General features: G+C 61.9%; 23 protein-coding genes. 20 read left to right on the top strand and 3 right to left on the bottom strand.

Features of this window, described 5'->3' with window-relative positions; translation table 11 throughout:
- Position 1: 1 nt before the first annotated feature.
- Complete coding sequence (locus AMK00_RS05530) at positions 2-532, top strand: YidB family protein (RefSeq protein WP_064801036.1); 531 nt, start codon at positions 2-4, stop codon at positions 530-532.
- 48 nt (positions 533-580) lie between these two features.
- Here AMK00_RS05530 and AMK00_RS05535 read toward each other — a convergent pair whose 3' ends face one another.
- The 3 genes from AMK00_RS05535 to AMK00_RS05545 all read right to left on the bottom strand — a co-directional run bounded on the left by AMK00_RS05535 (position 581) and on the right by AMK00_RS05545 (position 2,075).
- Positions 581-1,423, bottom strand: a complete 843-nt coding sequence (locus tag AMK00_RS05535; protein WP_237350443.1) for a dienelactone hydrolase family protein — start codon at positions 1,421-1,423, stop codon at positions 581-583.
- Positions 1,424-1,506: 83 nt separating this feature from the next.
- Positions 1,507-1,830: a BrnA antitoxin family protein gene (locus tag AMK00_RS05540; RefSeq protein ID WP_064809821.1), complete on the bottom strand. Its 324-nt coding sequence runs from the start codon at positions 1,828-1,830 to the stop codon at positions 1,507-1,509.
- On the bottom strand, positions 1,827-2,075 hold the full coding sequence (locus tag AMK00_RS05545) for a BrnT family toxin (RefSeq protein ID WP_064809822.1): 249 nt from the start codon (positions 2,073-2,075) through the stop codon (positions 1,827-1,829). The genes AMK00_RS05540 and AMK00_RS05545 overlap by 4 nt, the downstream gene beginning before the upstream one ends.
- Before the next feature lie 863 nt (positions 2,076-2,938).
- On the opposite strand from AMK00_RS05545, the gene AMK00_RS05550 reads away from it, so the two are divergent.
- The 19 genes from AMK00_RS05550 (at position 2,939) to AMK00_RS05640 (ending at position 20,200) form a co-directional block, all read left to right on the top strand.
- The gene (locus tag AMK00_RS05550) at positions 2,939-3,700 is read left to right on the top strand and encodes a hypothetical protein (RefSeq protein WP_064809823.1); all 762 of its coding nucleotides are present in this window, start codon (positions 2,939-2,941) and stop codon (positions 3,698-3,700) included.
- A gap of 410 nt (positions 3,701-4,110) precedes the next feature.
- On the top strand, positions 4,111-4,452 hold the full coding sequence (locus tag AMK00_RS05555) for a hypothetical protein (RefSeq protein ID WP_064809824.1): 342 nt from the start codon (positions 4,111-4,113) through the stop codon (positions 4,450-4,452).
- Positions 4,453-4,570: 118 nt separating this feature from the next.
- Positions 4,571-4,903: a hypothetical protein gene (locus tag AMK00_RS05560; protein ID WP_064809825.1), complete on the top strand. Its 333-nt coding sequence runs from the start codon at positions 4,571-4,573 to the stop codon at positions 4,901-4,903.
- Between the two features lie 366 nt (positions 4,904-5,269).
- Positions 5,270-5,503 (top strand): hypothetical protein, encoded by a 234-nt coding sequence (locus AMK00_RS05565; RefSeq protein ID WP_064809826.1) that lies wholly within the window; start codon positions 5,270-5,272, stop codon positions 5,501-5,503.
- Positions 5,504-5,814: 311 nt separating this feature from the next.
- Positions 5,815-6,051: a spike base protein, RCAP_Rcc01079 family gene (locus AMK00_RS05570; protein WP_064801040.1), complete on the top strand. Its 237-nt coding sequence runs from the start codon at positions 5,815-5,817 to the stop codon at positions 6,049-6,051.
- A 17-nt stretch (positions 6,052-6,068) separates the two neighbouring features.
- Positions 6,069-6,539, top strand: a complete 471-nt coding sequence (locus AMK00_RS05575; RefSeq protein ID WP_064809827.1) for a hypothetical protein — start codon at positions 6,069-6,071, stop codon at positions 6,537-6,539.
- Complete coding sequence (locus AMK00_RS05580; RefSeq protein WP_064809828.1) at positions 6,505-8,076, top strand: hypothetical protein; 1,572 nt, start codon at positions 6,505-6,507, stop codon at positions 8,074-8,076. The genes AMK00_RS05575 and AMK00_RS05580 overlap by 35 nt, the downstream gene beginning before the upstream one ends.
- Positions 8,076-10,175: a hypothetical protein gene (locus AMK00_RS05585; RefSeq protein ID WP_064809829.1), complete on the top strand. Its 2,100-nt coding sequence runs from the start codon at positions 8,076-8,078 to the stop codon at positions 10,173-10,175. The genes AMK00_RS05580 and AMK00_RS05585 overlap by 1 nt, the downstream gene beginning before the upstream one ends.
- A 19-nt stretch (positions 10,176-10,194) precedes the next feature.
- Positions 10,195-10,506, top strand: coding sequence for a hypothetical protein (locus AMK00_RS05590; RefSeq protein ID WP_064801048.1), 312 nt, complete (start codon positions 10,195-10,197; stop codon positions 10,504-10,506).
- Between the two features lie 92 nt (positions 10,507-10,598).
- Complete coding sequence (locus tag AMK00_RS05595; protein WP_064809830.1) at positions 10,599-11,621, top strand: hypothetical protein; 1,023 nt, start codon at positions 10,599-10,601, stop codon at positions 11,619-11,621.
- 32 nt (positions 11,622-11,653) lie between these two features.
- A complete protein-coding gene (locus AMK00_RS05600) occupies positions 11,654-12,628 on the top strand; it encodes a phage major capsid protein (RefSeq protein WP_064809831.1) in 975 nt (324 codons plus the stop codon).
- A gap of 21 nt (positions 12,629-12,649) precedes the next feature.
- Positions 12,650-13,435 carry a hypothetical protein gene (locus AMK00_RS05605; protein WP_064809832.1) on the top strand — a complete coding sequence of 262 codons (786 nt, stop codon included), beginning with the start codon at positions 12,650-12,652 and terminating at the stop codon, positions 13,433-13,435.
- Positions 13,436-13,641: 206 nt separating this feature from the next.
- Positions 13,642-14,205 carry a hypothetical protein gene (locus AMK00_RS05610; protein WP_064801055.1) on the top strand — a complete coding sequence of 188 codons (564 nt, stop codon included), beginning with the start codon at positions 13,642-13,644 and terminating at the stop codon, positions 14,203-14,205.
- Positions 14,206-14,437: 232 nt separating this feature from the next.
- Positions 14,438-15,139: a hypothetical protein gene (locus tag AMK00_RS05615; protein WP_064809833.1), complete on the top strand. Its 702-nt coding sequence runs from the start codon at positions 14,438-14,440 to the stop codon at positions 15,137-15,139.
- Complete coding sequence (locus AMK00_RS05620; protein ID WP_064809834.1) at positions 15,136-16,959, top strand: hypothetical protein; 1,824 nt, start codon at positions 15,136-15,138, stop codon at positions 16,957-16,959. The genes AMK00_RS05615 and AMK00_RS05620 overlap by 4 nt, the downstream gene beginning before the upstream one ends.
- Positions 16,956-17,372, top strand: coding sequence for a GNAT family N-acetyltransferase (locus tag AMK00_RS05625; protein ID WP_064801061.1), 417 nt, complete (start codon positions 16,956-16,958; stop codon positions 17,370-17,372). The genes AMK00_RS05620 and AMK00_RS05625 overlap by 4 nt, the downstream gene beginning before the upstream one ends.
- On the top strand, positions 17,338-18,345 hold the full coding sequence (locus tag AMK00_RS05630; RefSeq protein ID WP_064809835.1) for a tail fiber domain-containing protein: 1,008 nt from the start codon (positions 17,338-17,340) through the stop codon (positions 18,343-18,345). Before AMK00_RS05625 ends, AMK00_RS05630 begins: the two co-directional genes overlap by 35 nt.
- Entirely contained in the window at positions 18,342-18,779 is a 438-nt protein-coding gene (locus tag AMK00_RS32875) for a hypothetical protein (RefSeq protein ID WP_237350444.1), read from the top strand. The genes AMK00_RS05630 and AMK00_RS32875 overlap by 4 nt, the downstream gene beginning before the upstream one ends.
- A complete protein-coding gene (locus AMK00_RS05640) occupies positions 18,779-20,200 on the top strand; it encodes a hypothetical protein (RefSeq protein WP_064809836.1) in 1,422 nt (473 codons plus the stop codon). The genes AMK00_RS32875 and AMK00_RS05640 overlap by 1 nt, the downstream gene beginning before the upstream one ends.
- The last annotated feature ends 3 nt before the right edge of the window (positions 20,201-20,203 follow it).

Here is a 20,203-nt window from a genome sequence, read left to right on the forward strand (position 1 = left end):
CATGATGAGCGGTCAAATGAAGGCGCTTCTCGCCGTTCTTGCCGTTGCCGGTTACCAGAACAGGGACAAGATCCGGGAGCTCCTGCGGGGCCTCCAGAACCCGCAGCAGGCAGGCGCCGGAGGCCAGCCGTCAGGCGGGCTCGGCGGCATTCTCGGCGGACTGGCCGGCTCCGGCGGTCTCGGTGGCCTTCTCGGCGGCTTAAGCTCCGGCAGCATCGTCAGCGGCGGTATCGGCGACCTCCTGAAAACCTTTCAGCAGAACGGCCAGGGCGACAAGATGGAGTCCTGGGTGCGCCGCGGGCAGAATGCCGGCATCAATGACGGCGAACTTGCCACAGCCCTCGGCCCGGATGTCCTGGACGAGATCGCCAGGAATACCGGCCTCTCGCATCAGGAGATCCTCGGCCGGCTGAGCCGCGATCTTCCCAAGGCCGTCGACGATCTGACGCCGGAGGGGAAAGTGCCGAGCGCCGAAGAGGCGTTTTCATCGTCCAGCCAGGCGACGCCCTCAGGGGGGCCGAGCAGCGTTTAGTCCTGGTGCAAACGCACCGTCAGTGTTTGCCGGGAGATCACCGAAGCTTTAGTTCGCCAGATACTTTCGAAGAAAGGCGTAAACGCTGCGCATGGACTTCGCCGCAGCGTCGGGGTCGTATTTTTCGATATGACCCAGCACCCTCCTTCCCACCATGAATTCCGGCGCATCGAAATTGTGATAGACGCCCTTGTAGACGTTGAGCTCGACGGGCGGGGCATTGTCGCTGAGGCGGGCAAGCCGCTTCTGGCACCGTTCAGCCCGGCTCCAATTGTCTCGTTCGCCGGTCATGATCAAGGTCGGCACAGTCGGATCGCCCCGATCTGCGTCACAGGCGGGATAATAGGCAATTGCCGCCCTGAACTTGCGCTCCATCAGCTGCTCGTATCCTTCGATTTTCGTCGCATCCAAAGTCGCGGTACCGCCGGCGGCGAAGCCCATCAAGGCGACGCGCTGCGGGTCGACAAAGCCTGATTTCGACAGGAAATCCAAAGCGCCATAGGCATCGAAGGCGCGGACAGGAAGAAGGCTTCGACACGGGTCGGCAAGGTTGCGGGTGGTGAAGCTGTCGACAACGAGCACGACATAGCCCCATCTGACCAGCCGTTTCGGCCAAAGCTCCCTGACGCTCGAACGCAGGTGATCGCATCCATGCATGACGACGATTGCCGGGAAGGGGCCGTCGCCTTCGGGGCGGGACAAATATCCGAGCAATGGCGTGCCTTGCGGCTGAGGCAGAGTTTCCCCCAATTCCCGGGCTTTGCGGATGCGAAACGGGCTGAGTTTTACCGGCACGCTTTCGAAGTGAACCAATTCCTCGGCCGTGGCCGCGGTCTCAGGCACGGTGACAGCGAAGACGACAAGGCACAGAAAAAGTCTCGCGGTTTTCACAGGCTCCTCCACCCGTGTGATCGACAGCCTCCCGCCAAGGCTGCGAGATTTGATCCGGACGCAATTTCGAAGAGGTAGTGCGATTATTTCCCAAGCCCCGAAAGCTTCCGAAGATCGTCGTTGATCCTGCTCTGCCATCCCTTGCCGCCTGACCGGTAATGTTCGATCACATCGGGATCGAGCCGGATGGTGATGGCCTGCTTTGTCTGTTGGAGCGCCGGCCGGCCTCTGCCTCGGCGCACCTCCTCGATATGGTCGAAAAACGCCTTAGGCAGGACTTCTGCCGCCGGTCTGGTGGACGCAAGCTCATCGTCGGTAAGCTCGGGGCTGTCGACGGCATCCCAATCCTCTTTCGAATAGCCGTCGCCGGGCTCAAACCGCTGTTTGACGGGATATTTGGCGGTCATGGGAGCACCTTCCTTTCCTTGTTGCTGGCCGGGCGAAAGCTGATGATCGAAACCGCTTCGCTGCCGAGCAGCGCATAAATTACGACGGCGGTTCCGTCTTCATAATAGCCGATCGCCTTGAAACGGCCGTCACGACTGCTGGTGATGACGGCATTCTTCCAATCAAAGAAAAAGACGTCTTCGAAGTCGAAGCCATGCTTTTGAAGATTGGCGATCCTCTTGGCTTCGTCCCAGGTGATTTTCATGATTGTATGTACAATATTTCGCGACGGTTTGCAAATAAATGTACATACAAGAATTGGTTCCACCATTCTCAGCGAAGCGGTATTGAAGCGAACTTTCATGCTCCCAAGCCGTTGATCACCGCTCGGCAGGTCGGTTATGACTGCCGTAAATCCAAGCTGCGAGATTTGAATCCAGAGGTGAGGTCGGCTAAGCCGGCATCACCCGGCGGTCGACTGCGCCTTTCGCCAACGCCTGCGAGCCGGCCGCGGTTAATGAGCGCAGCCGCGGATTTGCCACGGAGCTACCCCTTGCTCGTCCTCCTCGGGCTTGACCCGAGGATCCACGTCGGCCGCATCAGGAGCGGGGATGGATCCTCAAGGCCGAGGAGGACGGAGGGTGGAGTAGCGTTTCGCCACACTTGCTGGATAGCGGATGGCATTCTGCCGCCAGTTGGTCGGGCAGGTTTGATTTCAAAAGCGATCCACGTCAGTCCTTGATCACCCCCTGGCACATCAGTTATGACTGCCGGAAATCCAGACTGCGGGATTTGTTCATTGCCTGCGCCTCCGGCAGGAATTGCCATACATAGTATGCAGCCTCAACGACTTCGTTCAATGGCAGGACTTCTTGATTTGGATCGCGCAATCGAGGTTTTGACCCCGGCATGGTGCTCCACCAAACTAAAACTGTCGTTGATTTTTGTGTGCTTTCCCTCAGGATTTGTCTCACATTTTCGAACCGGGAAACGAGTGGGACAAATGCTATAATTGCCGAACGATAATCGCAGCGCAGGAGTTGGCGGAAAGTGCGTTAATCAATTTGCATTACCAATATTGCAATGGCGCGGCTCAACCGCTAGGACTTGAGCGGTTCGGGGAGAAATATGGAAGCTGTTTCTAGACTTAGCACATGGGGCGCCGAGAACATTCAGGCGTCACTCTTTATGAATGCGCCTCATAAAGTCACACCCGCAGAGTTATTCCAGATGGCGTTCGGCGCAGAAGCCGAAACGACGAACGAAGCAAGCCACCCGCAATTCGGAAAATTGGGTATCGCGTCTACCGCGAAGGACGGGCGTACCAGATCTGTCCAAGCGCAGCCAGGGCGGGTTGACGTAGTCTTTCATCCTTCCGGTCTCGAAATCGCGAGCGGTGGCTTTCCGGAGCTACAAAACGATATTGATGACGCAGTGGAGAGTGTCCGGGAAGCCGCATCCAAGATCGCCGACTCATTGATTTTGATCAACCGTGCGGCTATCAACGTCCGGCTCGCCAAACATTCGAACGACATGGATGAAGCCGACAATGAGCTTATTAAAGTTCTTCCGGCCAAGGGCCTCAATATAAAAGGGGTTCGCGATTTTCTGCTGCAGATGAACTCAAGGATAACGGACGGTGGGTTTGAGTTAAACAGACTCGTCAAGTGGTCTACTGAGATAGTACAAGTCTATGCGGATGCCGCTTTCGGCCAGTTTACGCCCGGTGGCCCATCACAAATGCTCCTGAGAGAATTCTGGGCTGCGGCTGTGCAGTTTGACTTTAACACCGTAGTTCCAGGACCTATATTGTCACCGAAGGAAGCTCGCGACGGTCTCGCAATTATTGCGAAAACACTGGTAGCCGCCCGCCGGCAAGAGATATTTTGATGTTTCAGCTAGCCCTTGAGCCCGAAGTTGTGAACTCAACCGAAACATGTATGTGGCCAAACACGTATGGCCGCGGACCAGCGTACAATACTCTCGGACTTGACACGACTGATATCGATCAGCCGTACGGGTGGAACGATGGTCAGATTATTCTCGACGACATATCCGATCATTATCAGGTTCGAGGTAGCATCGTTCCCTCTCGGGCGTTCGTAGTTCGGGTTTCTTCTGCCGCCGCTGATCGCTCTGATAGTCCGGGAATAATGTTTGGAAGCGAGAAGCCCGTTTATACCCCTATCGGGATGAGCTGGAGGATACCATCGCGATCTTGCCCACTTGCGAGGTCGGAATCCCAATCCCGTACGCATCCTAGTAAGGTTCTTACGAAACCAGCGGAACTTTGGCCAGGCTTGGTCGAGCGCTTGCAAGACCTTCGAGACGATGCCGCCGATGATGGCATAGCGATCTTGGTGGATTCGTTGACGGACTTTTTAAGGTTTTCGTTGGTCAACAGGGTTTCTGTAAGGCCGTCGCTCTCGATCGTAGATACCGGCGCGATCAGGGCAGTGTGGAAGAATGCGGATAGGGAACAAATAGCGTTGCACTTCAAGGGTAGCGACGTTGTCAACTACGTCCTTTTTCATCTTCAAGAGGGCGCGATGCTGAGAGAATTTGCGCAGGTAAATCTTTCGGAAGTGAAGGATCTTATAAAGCAGAAACAGCTTTGGCGGCTGCTCATAAATGAAGGGTGATCGTCTTCCTGGGGACGCTCACGTACTCCGTTATATTCAGCCCAGATGTATAGAAAACAGAGACGGTGTTCCAGATATACAGGGCACCGCTTTCTGGTCACGACCGCGCGATGATAATATGACTTCGTTCAATTGGATGGAGCGTTTCGGCGGCACCCATGATGAAAAAGTGAACGAGATCAGGTCTCGCGCTCGACTGCAATACAAGGCTAAGGGGCTTCTCGCGAAACTAAACGTCGGATCTGTGATGCAGATCCTTGACGAAAGGTTGAATGGGCAGAGCTTGTCGCATTTTATCGAAGACCCATTAGAGGCGGAGCCACCGCACCACCTGGAAGATCCTTCTCATACTCTCATGACGCACATGCCCGCCGAGGGGGAGCTTCTCGTGGAAGCGATCGGTGACATTCTGGCGGAATGCGTGCTTGATCACTATCCCGCAAAACTCTGACCTCGAACGCCAGCTCGGTGTGATCATCGGCTCAGGTGAGGGCCGCGTCGTTCAATGGCAGGACTCCTGAATTTGGTTTTGAAGTAATATCGAGGCGAATTCCGCGCTTGAAAGCGCTTGATCACCCCCAAGCAGGTCAGTTAACACTACTGTAAATCCAGGCTTCGAGATTTGTCGTCCTCCGGTCGAATGCGCCTCTCGTCAAGGCTTGCGAGGCGTCCAGCCTCATTGAGCCACCACCGTGGATTTGCCACAGAGCTCACCCCTTGCTCCGTCATCCTCGGGCTTGACCCGAGGATCCACGTTGGCGTCCATCAGGACCGAGCATGGATCCCAGGCTCAAGGCCTGGCACGACGGAGGGTGGGGTGGCGTTTCAGCAAAGCCGCAGCCGGAGCAGCGCGTGGATTCTGGCGTCCACCTGGTCGCGCAGGGCTCGATTTCGCATGGGAGCGGGACCGACGATCTGGCCCTTGATCACCCCCCGGCAGATCATTTATCACTACCGTAAATCCAAGCTGCGAATATTGAATCAAGAGGTGATGTCGGCGGTCAAGCCGGTCTCGCCCTTCGATCAAATTGCCACCCGCCAGGGCCCGTGAGGGGCCCAGCGTCATCGCGCCGTCGCCGCGGTTTTGCGACGGAGCTCACCTCTTGCTCCGTTTCCTCGGGCTTGACCCGAGGATCCACGTTGGCCTCCATCAGGACCGGGCATGGATCCCAGGCTCAAGGCCTGGGATGACGGAGGGTGGGGTAGCGGTTTGCCAAACCCGCTTGATTGCGCCGGCTTGATACAAACTCCATTCCCCTCGGGTCAGGCCTGGCGGGGCGGAGGTCGGCGGGCAGGCCCGGCAAAATGCCGAGGCGGCGTGCTGCCGCGTTCCGATCGAAGACCCCTCACAAGGAGAACTGCATGGACCCCTCGATTGCTCCGGCCTCGCGGGCCGCCGCGGTGACGCCGAACGATAGCGCCATTGTCGGGGCCCGTGCGCTCTATATCGGCACGGCCGGCGATGTGGCGATTGCGCCGCGGCGGGACGTGGATCCTGTCATCTTCAAGAGCGTGCCGGCCGGGACAATCCTTCCCGTTCATGCGGCGATCGTGGCGCTGACCGGGACAACGGCCTCCAACATTATTGCCTTGTTCTGAGCGTTAGACCCCGACCGATGGGCAGGCCGACCAAGTTCAGCCAGGCGCTGGCGGAAAAAATCTGCGCGCGCATCGCCGACAGGGAGAGCCTGCGCTCGATCTGTCGGGATGAGGACATGCCGGCGAAATCGACGGTGCTGTCCTGGCTGGCGGACGAGGAGAAGGCGTCGTTCCGGGCGCGATATGCGCTGGCCCGCGAGATCATGGCCGACAGCTTCGTCGACGAGATGGTCGAGATCGCCGACAACAGCAGCGACGACTGGATCGAAAAGAAGAATGCGGCCGGCGAGACCACCGGCTGGCAGGAAAATGGCGAGGCGATCAGGCGTTCGCAGCTGCGCATCGCCACCCGCCAATGGGTCGCCGAAAAGCTCAGGCCGAAGAAATATGGCGCCAAGGTCGAGCCCGAACAGAGCGTGACCGGCGAAGTCTCGCAATTGCTGGAGGCGGTCAATGGCAGGACGCGCGGACTTCCAAGCGGCGGTTGACCAGTTTTCCGACTGGCGCTGGCGGCTGAACAATCTCTACTGGATCACCGACAAGGCGGGCAGGCGCGTCAGGTTCGAGATGAACGTGATGCAGACGAGCCTGTTCGAGGAGATGCATTATCTCAACGTGCTCTTGAAGGCCCGCCAGCTGGGGCTGACCACCTTCATCCAGATCTTCATGCTCGATGCCTGCGTCTTCAACCGCGATATCAGGGCCGGCACCATCGCCCATACGCTCGGCGACGTGCAGACGATCTTCCGGGACAAGATCAAATATCCCTATGACAATCTGCCCGAAGGCATCCGCAACGCCGTGCCTGTCGTCAGGACCAACCAGACCGAATTGCTGCTCGCCAACAATTCGAGCATCCGCGTCGGCACCTCGCTGCGCTCGGGCACGCTGCAATATCTGCATATCTCCGAATATGGAAAGCTCTGCGCCAAATATCCCGAGAAGGCGCGAGAAGTCAGGACCGGCGCCTTGAACACGGTGCAGGCCGGCCAGATGGTCTTCGTCGAAAGCACGGCGGAAGGCCAGGAGGGGCATTTCTACGCGCTCTGCGAGGATGCCCAGGTCAAGCAGCGCCAGGCGCTTGTTCTGAGCGAACTCGATTTCAAGTTCCACTTCTTTCCCTGGTGGAAGGAGCCGCAATATTCGATCGCGCCCGAGGGCGTCATCATCGGGGACGCCTTCGTCAAATATTTCCGAGAGCTTGCCGAACAGGGGATCACGCTCACGGCGGGGCAGAAGGCCTGGTACATCAAGAAGGCCGAAATCCAGCTCGGTGACATGAAGCGCGAATATCCCTCGACGCCCGCCGAAGCCTTCGAGGCAAGTGTTGAGGGCGCCTATTATGCCGACCAGATGGCGATCGCCGACGCCGAGGAGCGCATCGGCGTGTTCCCGCATGTCGAAGGCTACCCCGTCCACACCATCTCCGACATCGGCATGGATGACGCCAATAGCGTCTGGCTGTTCCAGGTGCTGCCCGGCCGGGTCAGGATGATCGGCTATTTCGAGCATACCGGCACCGGCATGGACGGCATGCTCGACGAGCTGGAGCGGCGGGCGGGCGAACATGGCTATATCTACGGCGTCCACAACATGCCGCACGACATCAAGGTGCGGGAATGGACGCGCGGCGGCATGACCCGCATCGAAATCATGCTGAAAGAGGTCAAGGCGCGTGGTCTCGGCACGGTGCGCAAGGTCGAGCGCGCCTATGTCCACGACCGCATCAATGGCACGCGGCGCATCCTGGCAAAAGTCGAGTTCGACCAGGCCGGCTGCGCCCAAGGCATCAAATGCCTGCGCAATTACCGCAAGGACTGGGATGAGGATCTCGGCGTCTTCCGCGACGAGCCACTGCACAACTGGGCTTCGCATGGGGCGGACGCGTTCGGTGCTCTGGCGATCATCTTCACTGGCCTGGCGCCCGAACCGCTGAAGCCCGAGCGTAAGCCGCTGCCGACATTCCAGACGATGACATTCAATGAATTTGCCGAGTCCACCCCGAGACATAGCGAGCGTGTTTGATGGAAGATGAGACGATGGCTTTGGAGGGCGAACAGCGCTGGGATCCGGCCAAGGTCGGCGCCCATTGGCAGCAGGAGCTCGAACGCGCCCAGCGCTATTTCAAATCCTGGCACGACCGCTGCGGCAAGATCGAGAAGATCTATCTCGACCAGCAGTCGGACCAGACCAGCGCGGCCAAGCGCCGCTTTCCGATGCTCTGGGCCAATACGGCGGTGCTGCAGCCGGCCGTCTATGCCCGGGTGCCGCAGCCGGTCGTCGAGCGCCGCTTCAAGGATGCCGAGCCGGTGGCGCGCATCGCCTCGGAAATCGTCGAGCGCAATCTCGCCTATACCGGCGACGAGGCCGACCTCGATTCCATCATGCGGGCGGTGCGCGACGATTTCCTGCTCTGCGCCCGCGGCACGGTGTGGCTGCGCTACGAGGCCGATTTCGAGCCGCTCGACATGGGCGTGGCGCCGTCGGACCCGCCGGCGGATGGCCTTGCCGGCGAGATCGGCGGCCCGTCCATGGAGGCGATTGCCGACGAGCGCGTCTGCATCGATTATGTCCACTGGTCGGATTTCCTGCACTCGCCGGCCCGCCGCTGGAAGGACGTCACCTGGGTGGCGCGGCGCGTGCCGATGACCGACGACGAAATGGAAAAACGCTTCGGCCGTGCGGCGATGGCCTCGGGCGCGGCCGATGCTGCCGGCGCCCGCAAGGGCGAAAGCCAGGCCGAGCGCGCCGAGAATGAGGGCAAGACCCATGTCTGGGAGATCTGGTGCAAGAGCGAGAACTATACCGTCTGGATCGCCGACGGCTCGCCGGTCGCATTGGAGGTCTCCGAGCCGCCATTGGAGCTGACGCATTTCTGGCCATGCCCGCGCCCAGCCTATGGCACCATGTCGACGAGCTCGCTGATCCCGGTTCCCGACTATGTCTATTATCAGCAGCAATGCGATGAGATCGACCTGCTGACCAGGCGCATCAACAAGCTGACCGACCAGCTGCGCCTCAAGGTCTTCTATCCCTCCGGCGACGGCGCCATTTCGCCGGCGATCGAGAAGGCGATGCGGCCGGAAAACGACATGGTGATGGTGCCGATCCCGGAATGGGCCGCCTTCACCGACAAGGGCGGCTCGAAGGCGGTGGTGACGCTGCCGATCGACGAGGTGCAGAAGGTGATCGTCGCCTGCATGGCGGCGCGCAAGCAGCTGATCGAAGATGTCTACCAGATCACCGGCATATCGGACATCGTGCGCGGCGATACCCAGGCGTCGGAGACGGCGACGGCGCAGCGGATCAAGAGCCAGTGGGGCTCGATCCGCATCCGCGACCGCCAGGCTGAGCTCGCCCGCTTTGCCCGCGACATCATCCGCCTTGCCGGCGAAATCATCTGCGACCAGTTCCAGCCGGAAACGCTGATGCTGGTCAGTGGCATCAAGTTGCCGACGATGGCTCAGAAGCAGCAGGTCGAGATGCAGATGCAGCAGATGCAGATGGCGGCGCAGCAGACGGCGATGCGGGCCGAGCAGATGGGCCAGCCGGCCCAGTCGTCCCCCGAAATGGCGCCGCCCGAATTGCCGCCGCAGCTGCAACAGATGATGGGGCAGCCGACGATCGACGAGGTGGTGCAGCTGCTCCGCAATGACAGCATTCGCGGTTTCCAGATCGACATTGAGACGGATTCGACGATCGAGCCCGACGAGGACGCCGAAAAGCAACGCCGCATGGAATTCGTCCAGATGGTCGGCGGCTTCATGCAGCAGGCCGGCGCGATGGCGCAGCAGTCGCCGATGCTGGTGCCTGTTATGGTCGAAACGCTGCTCTTTGCCGCCCGCGGCTTCCGGGCCGGCCGTCAGCTCGAGAGCATGCTGGAGCAGGTCGGAGGCCAGCTTTCCCAGGCCGCCAGTGCGCCAAAACCGGAGCCGCAGCCTGCGCCCGGCGAGATGCTCAAGCTGAAGACGGCCGAGGTGAAGGCCAGCGCCGAACAGCGCAAGGCCGAGCTCGGCGTCGCGCAGGCCGAGATCGAGCACCGCGCCGCAGCCGAACAGGCGCGCGGTGAAATGGCGGCGCAGGCGATCGACCAGATGCGCGCCGCCCAATCCCTCTACCAATAGGTTTGCCGGGAGCAACAGCATGAGAGAACGCTATTGCCGCGTTTGCGGCGGCTGGCACGCACTCGACAGATGGCCGCACAATTGCCTGCCGGCGCAGACCCTGGCGCGGTCGGATCTGCCGGCGCCGCATTTCGTCAGCGACAGCATCGAGATCCAGTCGATGCATGACGGCCGGCATTACACCTCGAAGGCCAAGCTTCGTTCCGCCTATCGGGAAGCCGGCGTGGTCGAGATCGGCAATGAGACGCCGCAGGCGATCGAAAAACCCAAAGCGGACCGGAAGGCGATCCGCAACGAACTGCGGCGGGTCCACGCCGAATACAACGCCTGACGCATGTCGCCCGGAAGTGTGCAGCGGTTCCGGGATAACGACATGCACAAAGGATGAAGCGGGCATCAATCCCCGAAATAGGAACTTTCCCCATGGATATGGAAGACTTCAACGAGGCCGGTAACGGCGGCGACGATTTTGACTCGTCCGGCGATAAGCCGGTCAGCATCCGCGACAGCCTGCAGGCGGCGATCGACACCGTCGACGGCAATGGACCGGGCGATCTTGCGGCCCAGCCGCGCGACGGCGAAAACGGCCGTTTCCTCGCCAAGGGGCAGGAGCAGGCCGGCGTCGACCGGCAGCAGACGCCACAGGCACAGAGCCGGGTGCAGGGCGACGAACAGCCGGCCGCCATGGCCAACCGGGTTCCGCCCGGCTGGTCGGCGGAGGCCAAGGCGCAGTTTTCAAGCCTGCCGAGCGAAGTGCAGGCGGCGATTGCCAAGCGGGAGCAGGAGGTCGATCGCGGCTTCCGCGTCCTGCAGGATTACAAGGGGCTCGAAGAATTCACCCCGATCGTCCGCCAGGCCGGCATGACCCATGCCGATGTCATGCGCCGGGCGATCGACTGGGAAAACGCGCTGATCCGCGATCCCGTCAACACCGTGCTTCATGTCGCCAGGGTGGCCGGGGTTAATCTTCACGCCCTGGTCAACGGCCGGGCAGGGGAGGCCCTTCAGCGACACGAGCAGGCAGCGCCGCAACCTCGGCCCATCAATGTCGAGGCCACGGTCGAACATGTTTTGAGGAAGAGAGACACCGAAACTCAAGTCGATGCCTTTCTTTCCGATCCGGCCAATGCGCATGCCGAAGACGTTCTCGACGACATGGTTGCCCTCATCAATGCGGGGCGGGCATCGACGCTTCAGGACGCCTACGACGCCGCATGCTGGATGCGCCCGGACATTCGCCAGCAGTTGATCAGCCAGACTGCGCCGGCCTTCGTCCGAGAACAGCATGCCCAGAGGGTCGCAGCGGCAGATCAAGCCCGCCGCGCCTCGCGATCCATCTCTGGCTCTTCCGCCCCGGGCCCGACCCGCGATGCGGCAAGAGGCCAGCCCACCTCCATCCGCGACTCGCTGCGCGACGCCATGCGTTTTTCGCGCGGCCAAGTCTGATCACAGGCCAATTCTGATCAAAGGAATGATCGATGCCCATTTCGCCCAACCTCTCTGAAATCGTCACCACGACGCTGCGCAACCGCAGCGGCACGGTCGCCGACGACGTGACGAAGAACAACGGTCTTCTCACCCGTCTCAATAGCCGCGGCCGCAAGAAGCCGGTTTCCGGCGGCCGCACCATCGTCCAGGAACTGCAGTACCAGGAAAACAGCACCTTCAAGCGTTATAGCGGCTACGACATCCTGAACGTGCAGCCCTCCGACGTCATCACCGCCGCCGAATACGATCTGAAGCAGGCCGCGGTCGCCGTCTCCATGTCCGGCCTCGAACAGCTGCAGAATTCCGGCGAGGATGCGATCCTCGACCTGCTCGAGCAGCGCATCGAGAACGCCGAGACGACGCTGAAGAACAACATCGCGCTCGACTGCTATTCCGACGGCACGGCCGATGGCGGACGGCAGATCGGCGGCCTGCAGCTGCTGATCTCGACTTCGCCGACCTCGGGCACCGTCGGCGGCATCTCGCGCGCCACCTGGGGTTTCTGGCGCAACCAGAAATTCTCCGCCTCGGCCGATGGCGGCGCGGCGGCCACCAACGCCAACATCCAGAGCTATATGAACCGGCTCTATATGTCCTGCGTGCGCGGCTCCGACGCGCCCGATCTCGTCGTCGCCGACAACAACTTCTTCCGCCTCTACTGGGAATCGCTGCAGGCGATCCAGCGCATCACCTCGGCCGACAAGGGCATGGCCGGCTTTCAGTCGCTGCAATACATGGGCGCCGACGTGATCTTCGACGGCGGCTTCGGCGGCGGCGCGCCTGTCAATCAGATGTTCTTCTTGAACACAAAATACCTGTTCTACCGCCCGCATCGCGACCGCGACATGGCGCCGATCGGCGATGAACGCATGAACACCAACCAGGATGCCTTCGTGCAGCTGATGGGCTTTGCCGGCAACCTCACCATGAACAACGCCTTCCTGCAGGGCGTGCTGTTCGCCTGATCGAACGAAAGGATCAACTCCATGACCATCGCAACTTCCCAGACCGATCGTCTTGGCGCGAACCCGTTCGTCGTCGAAGGCTCGATCGTTGCCGGCTCCGGGATTCCGGGGCCGAACTTCGCCCTCGGCGCGGTCGCCGGCGGCGACCGTGAATCCGAATGGGTCTACTGCCAGCTGGTGCTGGCCGCGCAGACGACCCTTCAGCCGGGTCAGTGGTTCCAGTGGACCAAGGATTATGTCGCTTCGCTGCTGACCACGGCCGGTGCCGTCGTCGGCCAGCGCTGCGGCGTCTTCTCCGGTGCGGCCCAGCCGCCGACGCTGACCGGCGGTCCGGTTGGCGCCATCACCCTTGCCGCCGGCACCTATTACATCTGGCTGCAGCGCAACGGCCAGGCGCCGGCCCAGGTGGCGAGTGCAACGGCTGCCCTCGTCGTTGCCGAAACCACCACCACGGCCGGCCAGGCAAGTGCGCCTGCCTCAGCGACGGTGGGCACCAAGGCGATCGCTAACGTCAACTTTGCCGCCGCCAACCAGACGTTTGCGGCAACCACCATCAACGGGTCTCCCGTGCTGACGAACCTTTCCGGCCTCAATGCCGGGTCCGGTCCGTTCATCGGCGCGGCCGTCGCCGGCACCGGGATTCCGGGCGGCGCAACGATTGCTGGCATCAGCTACAGCCCGAACGGCGTCATCCAGAGCATCACGCTCTCGGCCAATGCCACGGCCAACGGCACCGGCGTCACCATCACGGCGACCGGCGTGCTCGAGGCGACGCTGATGCGGCCGTTCCTGTCGAAGGTGAACTGAACCTAAAGCAATCGACGGGCGCTTCGGCGCCCGCCATGGCTACTTTCAGCGCTTGCAAACCTCTCTTCCGTCATGCTCGGGCTTGTCCCGAGCATCTGCTGCCGGTCGATGCGTAGCAGATCCTCGGCACAAGGCCGAGGATGACGAGAGGAGATGTTTCCCCCGCCCATTTCCCATCTCCCCGCCATCAACAGCGAGACCAGCACATGCCCGACAACACCGGAATCTACGCCTCCTTCAGCCTCGAACCGGTCGAGCAGACCTTCCTGACCGAGAAGGAAGGCCGGCCGATCTTTGCCGACAAGGAATTCGTCCGCATCTTCATCGCAGGCGACAAGCACACCGAAGTCTACCGCGAGGTGACGGACAACGACAAACAGCGTTTTGCCGACGCCTATAAGCGCTTCAAGGAGGGTGCAGCCGCCCGCGAGCAGCTGACCGGCACGCCGCTTTCGCAATGGCCCTATCTGAAGCCCAGCCAGATCAAGGAGCTGGAGGCGGTCAATATCTATACCGTCGAGCAGCTGGCAGCGCTTTCCGACACCGCCAAGCAGAAGATCGGCATGGGCGCCAACGAGCTGACCGCCGCCGCCCGCGCCTATCTGGCCACCGCCGAAAACTCCAGTGCCGCCTCCGCCTTTGCCGCCGAAAACGAGCGGCTGAAGGACGAGGTGAGCCGCCTGCAGGCGCAGATGAAGGAGATGGCCGTTCGCTTCGAGGCGCTCGAAAGCGAAAGCGGCAGCAAGTCCCGCGGTCGGCAAGTAGCCTGAAGAAGCGCTGACGCAAGCCGCCCCCTCATCCGCCTGCCGGCACCTTCTCCCCGCTGGGGCGAAGGGGTTATGCCGCGAGGTCTCGATTCCCTCTTCTCCCCAGCGGGGGTCCGAAGGACGGGTTGAGACCCGTGGCTCAACCCCGGTCGGTGCCCGTAGGGCGGATGAGGGGGCCACACGGCACACCTTATCCCGCCGCCCCCACGCCAACCGCTCTGAACCGGAGATCCGCATGTCGCTCCTGACCATCATTCAGAATGTCTGCGCGGAGATCGACCTCGATCCGCCGACGGCCGTCATGTCCTCGGCGGATCCGCAGATCATGCAGCTGCGCATCCTCTCCACCCGCGCCGGCCGTGACCTGATGCGGGCCCATGACTGGTCGGCGCTGATGGTGAGGCGGCAATTCGCAGCGACGGGTGCTGCCCCCGAGCCGGCCGAGCCGCCCGGTGACTGGGACCGTTTCGCCGCCAATGCGCGGATCTGGAACGTCTCCCGCCTCTGGTCGCTCAACGGCCCGGTGGAGCCGCAGACCTGGCAGCGCCAGACGATCCTCGCCGCCAACCCGGTGCCGCAGATCTGGCGCATGGCGGCGGGCAGGCTCGACATCTACCCGAACGTTGCGGGCGAGACGATCGAATATGCCTATGTCTCCGGCTTCTGGGTGGCGGTGAACGGCGGCGCTGCGACTGCCGCCAACTGGGCCAACGACACCGACACGGCACTCTTTCCCGAAGAGCTTCTCGAACTCTCGCTGATCTGGCGCTGGAAGCGGGCCAAGGGCCTCGATTATGGCGAGGAGCTTGCCAGCTTCGAGCGAACCAAGGAAGCCGCCATCGGCGCCGATCGCGCCGCAAGCCCGGTCGACCTCTCGCTGCCGGCGCGGGGACAGCCCGAGACCTATTGGCCCGGCACGATCACGGTGACGCCATGACCCGCAGACCTGTCCCCCCGAACGGGCGCACCCGCCGCGTTTCACCAGGCAAAGACTGGATCGCGCCGATCGGCGGCTGGCGGACCGATGTCGAGATGGCCGATATGCCTGAAGATGCGGCCTTCCAGCTCGACAATTTCTTTCCCGAGGCAAACCGGGTGCGCGCCCGCTACGGTTTCCTCGCCTTTTCCACCGGTCTCGGCGCCGACGTGCAGACGGTCATTCCCTATTCCGGCGTGAGCAACCGGCTGTTTGCCGCCGCCGGCGACAAGATCTTCGACGTGACGGTGGGCGGTGCGGCCGGCGCGCCGGTCGTCTCGGGCCTCGCCAGCGCCCATTGGTCGGTGCAGCAATATACCAACCCGGCCGGCCAGGAATTCCTGCGCCTTGTCAACGGCCTCGACACGCCGCTGATCTTCAACGGCACCTCCTGGACGAACAATTTCCTGGTCGGCACCGCGTCCCTCGCCAGTCAGAACGTCGCCGTGCGCAACACGGCCTATACGCTGAGCTTTTTCGGCACCGGCTCGGTGACGCTCTCCGGCGCCTTCGCCGGCACGCTGAACGGCACGGGCGCCGGCAACCGGGTGTCGCTCACCTTCACACCGGCGGCCGGCACGCTCGTCGTCACCGTGACGGGAACGGTCAGCAACGCCCAGCTGGAAAAGGGCGCGACCGCCACGCCCTATGTCGCCTCGACGATGATCACAGGCATACCGGACGCCTCGCTGCTCAGCGCCGTCACCGCCTATCGCTCACGCCTGTGGTTCATCGAGCGGGACTCGACCAATGTCTGGTACCTCGCCACCGACGCCGTCAGCGGCGCGGCGACGGTGCTGCCGGTCGGCGGCAACATGAAATATGGCGGCACGCTGGTGGCGATCAACGTCTGGACCATCCCGGTGTCGACAGGCCTGCAGCAATGCCTGGTGCTGATCTCCTCGGAGGGCGAGGTGATCGTCTTCCAGGGATCCGATCCTTCGAGTGTTTCGAATTGGGGCCTGATCGGCACCTTCAAGCTCGGCCGGCCGCTCGGCAGCGACCGCTGCCTGCTCTCGATCGGCGCCGATCTGGCGATCATGACGACCGACGGTATCGTGCCGATCACCAAGGCGGTGCAGCTCGATCGCGGCGCCACCAGCCTCGGCGCCATTACCGCCAGGATCGGCCCGACATGGCGCGCGACAGTCGCGGCGACCGGGACCACCTCGCAGGAGTGGCAGCTTGCGAGCTTTCCGGCGCGGCAGATGGCGATCGTCAACCTGCCGTCCTCCTTCGGCCCCTATCAATATGTGATGAACACCGAGACCGGCGCCTGGTGCCGCTTCGCCGGCATGCCGGCCTCCTGCTGGGCGACCTGGCAGGACCGGCTGTTCTTCGGCGCGGCCGACGGCACGCTGTACGAGGCGGAAGTCGGGGCAAACGACAATGGCGCGGCGATCGACGCGCTGATGGTCGGCGCCTGGAGCCGTTTCGGCGACGGTCTCTCGACCAAGCTTTCCAAGCTGATCGGAGTGACGGCCGAGATCGGCGTGTCGACGCTGATGTATGGCGGCATCTCGGTCGACTACCAGACCAAGGTGCCGACCGCACTTCTGTCTTCCGTCGAGAACAATGCGGCGGCGAAATGGGGAACAGCGGTCTGGGGTGTTTCGAAATTCCCCGGCATTTCGCTGGTGCGCAAATTCGCCTCCGCCGGCGGCGCGGGTTCGGCTTTGGCGCCGACCATCCGGGCGCTGATCTCGGGCTCGTCGGGCTCGGTCTCGGAAGCCGCTGTCGTCGGCGGCTCGCTGCTTTACGAGAGGGGCGCGCCGATTTGATCGTCTCAGAACCCGGCGCCGAAATCGCCGCCTGGGTGGGCGCCAGGATCGGCGTCACCTTTCACCCGCCCTACACCACGCTTGCCCAGGTCGACCGCGGTCGGATTCTCGCCGGCTTCGTCTTCAACGTTTGGACCGAGCACGATATCGAGATCTCGCTTGCCGCCGACCGGCTGTCGCTGACGCTGATGCGCGCCGTCTCCGACTATGTCTTCAACCAGCTCGGCTGCCGCCGCGTCACCTGCCGCACCCGCGCCGACAACATCAGCGCCCAGAGACTGCTCGCCAGAGTCGGTGCTGAGCCGGAGGGCCGCCAGCGCGGCTATTTCGGCGATTGCGACGCCCTGCTTTACGCCATCATGAAGGAGGATTTTCCCTATGGTCTCCACGCCAAAGGCTCCCAAGGCGCCTGATCCGACCCAGACCGCGGCGGCGCAGACCGCCACCAACGTCGACACCGCCATCGCCAATGCGGGGCTCAGCCACACCAACCAGTATACGCCCGACGGCTCGCTGGAATATAAGGTCAGCGGCTATCAGACGATGACCGACCAGAACGGCAAGACCTATAAGCTGCCGACCTATTCCGCCTATCAGACCTATTCGCCCGAGAACCAGGCGATCTACGACCAGACGCAGCAGACGCAGCTCGGCCTTGCCAGGCTCGCCAACGACCAGACCGCCAAGGTCTCCGGCATCCTCGGCACCAATGTCGACCTCAGCGCCGGCAATGTCGACAAATATGTCAACGATCACTGGCGCTCCGGCTTCGACAATCAATGGCACCGCGATCAGGCGAGCCTCGAACAGAGCCTCGCCGATAAGGGCATCTCGATGGGCTCGGCGGCCTACGACAACGCCATGCGCGATTTTTCCACCCGCAAGCAGGCGGCCTCGGACCAATATCTCGGCGACATGTATTCCAATGCGCAGAATTCGATCCTGACCGAGCGCAACCAACCGCTGAACGAGATTTCGGCACTGATGTCCGGCTCGCAGGTGCACCAGCCGAGCTACGTCAACACGCCGACGACTGAGCTGCCCACCGTCGACCAGGCCGGCCTGATCAACGAGAACTTCAATCAGAAGATGGGCCTCTACAACCAGCAGCTCGCCCAGTCGAACGCCGCCATGGGCGGCCTCTTCGGCCTCGGCGGCTCGCTGCTCGGCGGCTGGGCAATGAAATCCGACCGGCGGCTGAAGCAGGACGTCAGCCGCGTCGGCACGCTGGATAACGGCCTGCCGGTCTACGCATTCCGCTACAAGGACCGCGGCCCGATGCAGATCGGCCTGATGTCCGACGATGTGCGCAAGGTTCACCCGGACGCGGTGTTCGAACATGCCGACGGCTTCGACCGCGTCAACTACGAAAGGGCAGTGGCATGAGGGGTTTCCTCATCGGCGGCGATACCGGCAAGACACAAAATGAGATCAGCGACGAGCGCAAGCGGCTGGCCTATGCCATGCTGCAGCAGGGCATGGAGACGAGCCCGGTGCAATCGCCGTGGCAAGGGGCGGCGCGTCTCGTCCAGGCCCTGATGGGCGGGCTGGCGCTCAGGCAGGAGGATAAGGAGCAGCGTGCGGGTGCGGCTGAAGCTCCCGCACCGATCATCTCCTCCGACGAAGCATTCGATCGCAATGACAAGCTCAACCCGGCCGATGCCACTCCCGTAGCGTCAGGACAAGCGAAAGCGGTAACTCCGCCGGTCGCTGCCTCGGTCGTTCCGAGACAACGGGCTACCCCTGTCGCCCTTGCCGGAACCACGCCTTCGAACATGCGCAAAACACCGAACGGCACCTTGTGGAGCATTGAACAGTAATGGCGACAATCCAGGTTAATGGCCAGAATTTGACCGTCGACGACAGCTTTTTGAGCCTCTCTCCGGACGACCAGAGTCTTCTGGTTGATAAGCTATTGCGGAGCCTCCCTCAGCCCACAGATAGCGCCCCTCCACCTGTAGATAAGAGTCATATCGGCCAACTTTGGCCGATCAGCCGGGACCGCGACGGGAACAGATATTTCGATAGCGACGCCGGCATTCTGGGGATGGCAAAACGCGCCTTCATGCTTCCGGGTGACGTCTACAGCGGCAAGGTACAGATGTTTGGCCCGGATGGCAGGCCGACCATGGAGGGCATTGGCCGCTCGTTGGAATTTGCGTCGATCTTCTCACCGCCAACGCCGGGGCTTCGCTCAGGAGAGGCAATCGTCCCAGGCGTGAGCAAGAACTTGCGAAAGCCAGATAAGCTGGAGCCGCCATCCGGCGACGCTCTCCATGCCGAAGCAAATCGCAACTTCGAGATGATGCGTAACAGTCGTGTTGATTACTCAGCCGATGCCGTAAAAACTATGGCAGAGGCAGCCAAAACGAAGCTCGAAAAAGAGGGTTTCGACGCAGACATCGCCGGGAAGACTCATAAAATTCTCGCCAAGCTCTCCACTCCTCCGGAAGACAGCTTCGCGAGCATCGAGGGATTGGACGCAGCCCGCAAGACGTTCGAAAAAATAGTCCAAAGCGTCAAAGATCCGAACGATCAAGCTGCAGCGTCGCGAGTTATTCGAGAATTGGACGAGTTCATTGAGGCTGCCGATCCGGCGACGGTCGTTGCCGGAAAGGCCACTGACGCGGCCGACGCCCTTAGGGCCGCAAGCGGCAATTCCGCAGCCGCAAAGCGTTCCGATATCCTGAACGGGACTGATAGATCCCCAGATTTGCGCGCTGTACCGCATAATTCGGCCGAGAATGGTGCCGATGCGATTCGTCAACGTGTGGCCTCGACGCTTCTTCAGGACCAGGAGATGTTCGGTTTTTCTCCCGAAGAATTGGCAGCGCTCAAAACCATTGCCGAGGGAAGCGCGGCCCAGAACGTCACGCGTCGGATAGGAAAATTTCTGGAGGGCGGAAGCGGTATGGCCAGGATGCTGGGCGCGGCGGCCGGCGGCGCCGCGGCAGCGGTGGCGAGCAAGACTGGCGGCGCCGGAGCCACCGCCAGCGGCGCGGCTGTGGGTGCTTTGGTCCCGACGGTCCTGGGCCAGGGCAGTAAGGAACTGTCGAATATCCTGACATGGCGGGCGTTGTCTGCCGCTGATCGAATGGTTCGGCAGCGTTCCCCGCTTTACGAGGCCACGCTGAATGCGGCGCCGAAGGAAGTCGTCCGCCAACCGAAGGCGGAGGCACTCGTAAGAGCTTTATTGCTTTCTCAGCAGCCGCAGCAGCAAAATGGCGGGGGTGGGTGGTGATGG

It is taken from the genome of Rhizobium sp. N621 (assembly GCF_001664325.1).
Lineage (GTDB): Bacteria > Pseudomonadota > Alphaproteobacteria > Rhizobiales > Rhizobiaceae > Rhizobium > Rhizobium esperanzae.

What these genes read in the sequence shown, in the direction of transcription:
- AMK00_RS05600 (WP_064809831.1), top strand. Translation starts at nt 11,654, where the DNA reads ATGCCCATTTCGCCCAACCTCTCTGAAATCGTCACCACGACGCTGCGC.
- AMK00_RS05585 (WP_064809829.1), top strand. Translation starts at nt 8,076, where the DNA reads ATGGAAGATGAGACGATGGCTTTGGAGGGCGAACAGCGCTGGGATCCG.
- AMK00_RS05605 (WP_064809832.1), top strand. Translation starts at nt 12,650, where the DNA reads ATGACCATCGCAACTTCCCAGACCGATCGTCTTGGCGCGAACCCGTTC.
- AMK00_RS05630 (WP_064809835.1), top strand. Translation starts at nt 17,338, where the DNA reads ATGGTCTCCACGCCAAAGGCTCCCAAGGCGCCTGATCCGACCCAGACC.
- AMK00_RS05545 (WP_064809822.1), bottom strand. Translation starts at nt 2,075, where the DNA reads ATGAAAATCACCTGGGACGAAGCCAAGAGGATCGCCAATCTTCAAAAG.
- AMK00_RS05560 (WP_064809825.1), top strand. Translation starts at nt 4,571, where the DNA reads ATGACTTCGTTCAATTGGATGGAGCGTTTCGGCGGCACCCATGATGAA.
- AMK00_RS05530 (WP_064801036.1), top strand. Translation starts at nt 2, where the DNA reads ATGATGAGCGGTCAAATGAAGGCGCTTCTCGCCGTTCTTGCCGTTGCC.
- AMK00_RS32875 (WP_237350444.1), top strand. Translation starts at nt 18,342, where the DNA reads ATGAGGGGTTTCCTCATCGGCGGCGATACCGGCAAGACACAAAATGAG.
- AMK00_RS05620 (WP_064809834.1), top strand. Translation starts at nt 15,136, where the DNA reads ATGACCCGCAGACCTGTCCCCCCGAACGGGCGCACCCGCCGCGTTTCA.
- AMK00_RS05550 (WP_064809823.1), top strand. Translation starts at nt 2,939, where the DNA reads ATGGAAGCTGTTTCTAGACTTAGCACATGGGGCGCCGAGAACATTCAG.
- AMK00_RS05640 (WP_064809836.1), top strand. Translation starts at nt 18,779, where the DNA reads ATGGCGACAATCCAGGTTAATGGCCAGAATTTGACCGTCGACGACAGC.
- AMK00_RS05580 (WP_064809828.1), top strand. Translation starts at nt 6,505, where the DNA reads ATGGCAGGACGCGCGGACTTCCAAGCGGCGGTTGACCAGTTTTCCGAC.
- AMK00_RS05570 (WP_064801040.1), top strand. Translation starts at nt 5,815, where the DNA reads ATGGACCCCTCGATTGCTCCGGCCTCGCGGGCCGCCGCGGTGACGCCG.
- AMK00_RS05590 (WP_064801048.1), top strand. Translation starts at nt 10,195, where the DNA reads ATGAGAGAACGCTATTGCCGCGTTTGCGGCGGCTGGCACGCACTCGAC.
- AMK00_RS05575 (WP_064809827.1), top strand. Translation starts at nt 6,069, where the DNA reads ATGGGCAGGCCGACCAAGTTCAGCCAGGCGCTGGCGGAAAAAATCTGC.
- AMK00_RS05595 (WP_064809830.1), top strand. Translation starts at nt 10,599, where the DNA reads ATGGATATGGAAGACTTCAACGAGGCCGGTAACGGCGGCGACGATTTT.
- AMK00_RS05610 (WP_064801055.1), top strand. Translation starts at nt 13,642, where the DNA reads ATGCCCGACAACACCGGAATCTACGCCTCCTTCAGCCTCGAACCGGTC.
- AMK00_RS05540 (WP_064809821.1), bottom strand. Translation starts at nt 1,830, where the DNA reads ATGACCGCCAAATATCCCGTCAAACAGCGGTTTGAGCCCGGCGACGGC.
- AMK00_RS05615 (WP_064809833.1), top strand. Translation starts at nt 14,438, where the DNA reads ATGTCGCTCCTGACCATCATTCAGAATGTCTGCGCGGAGATCGACCTC.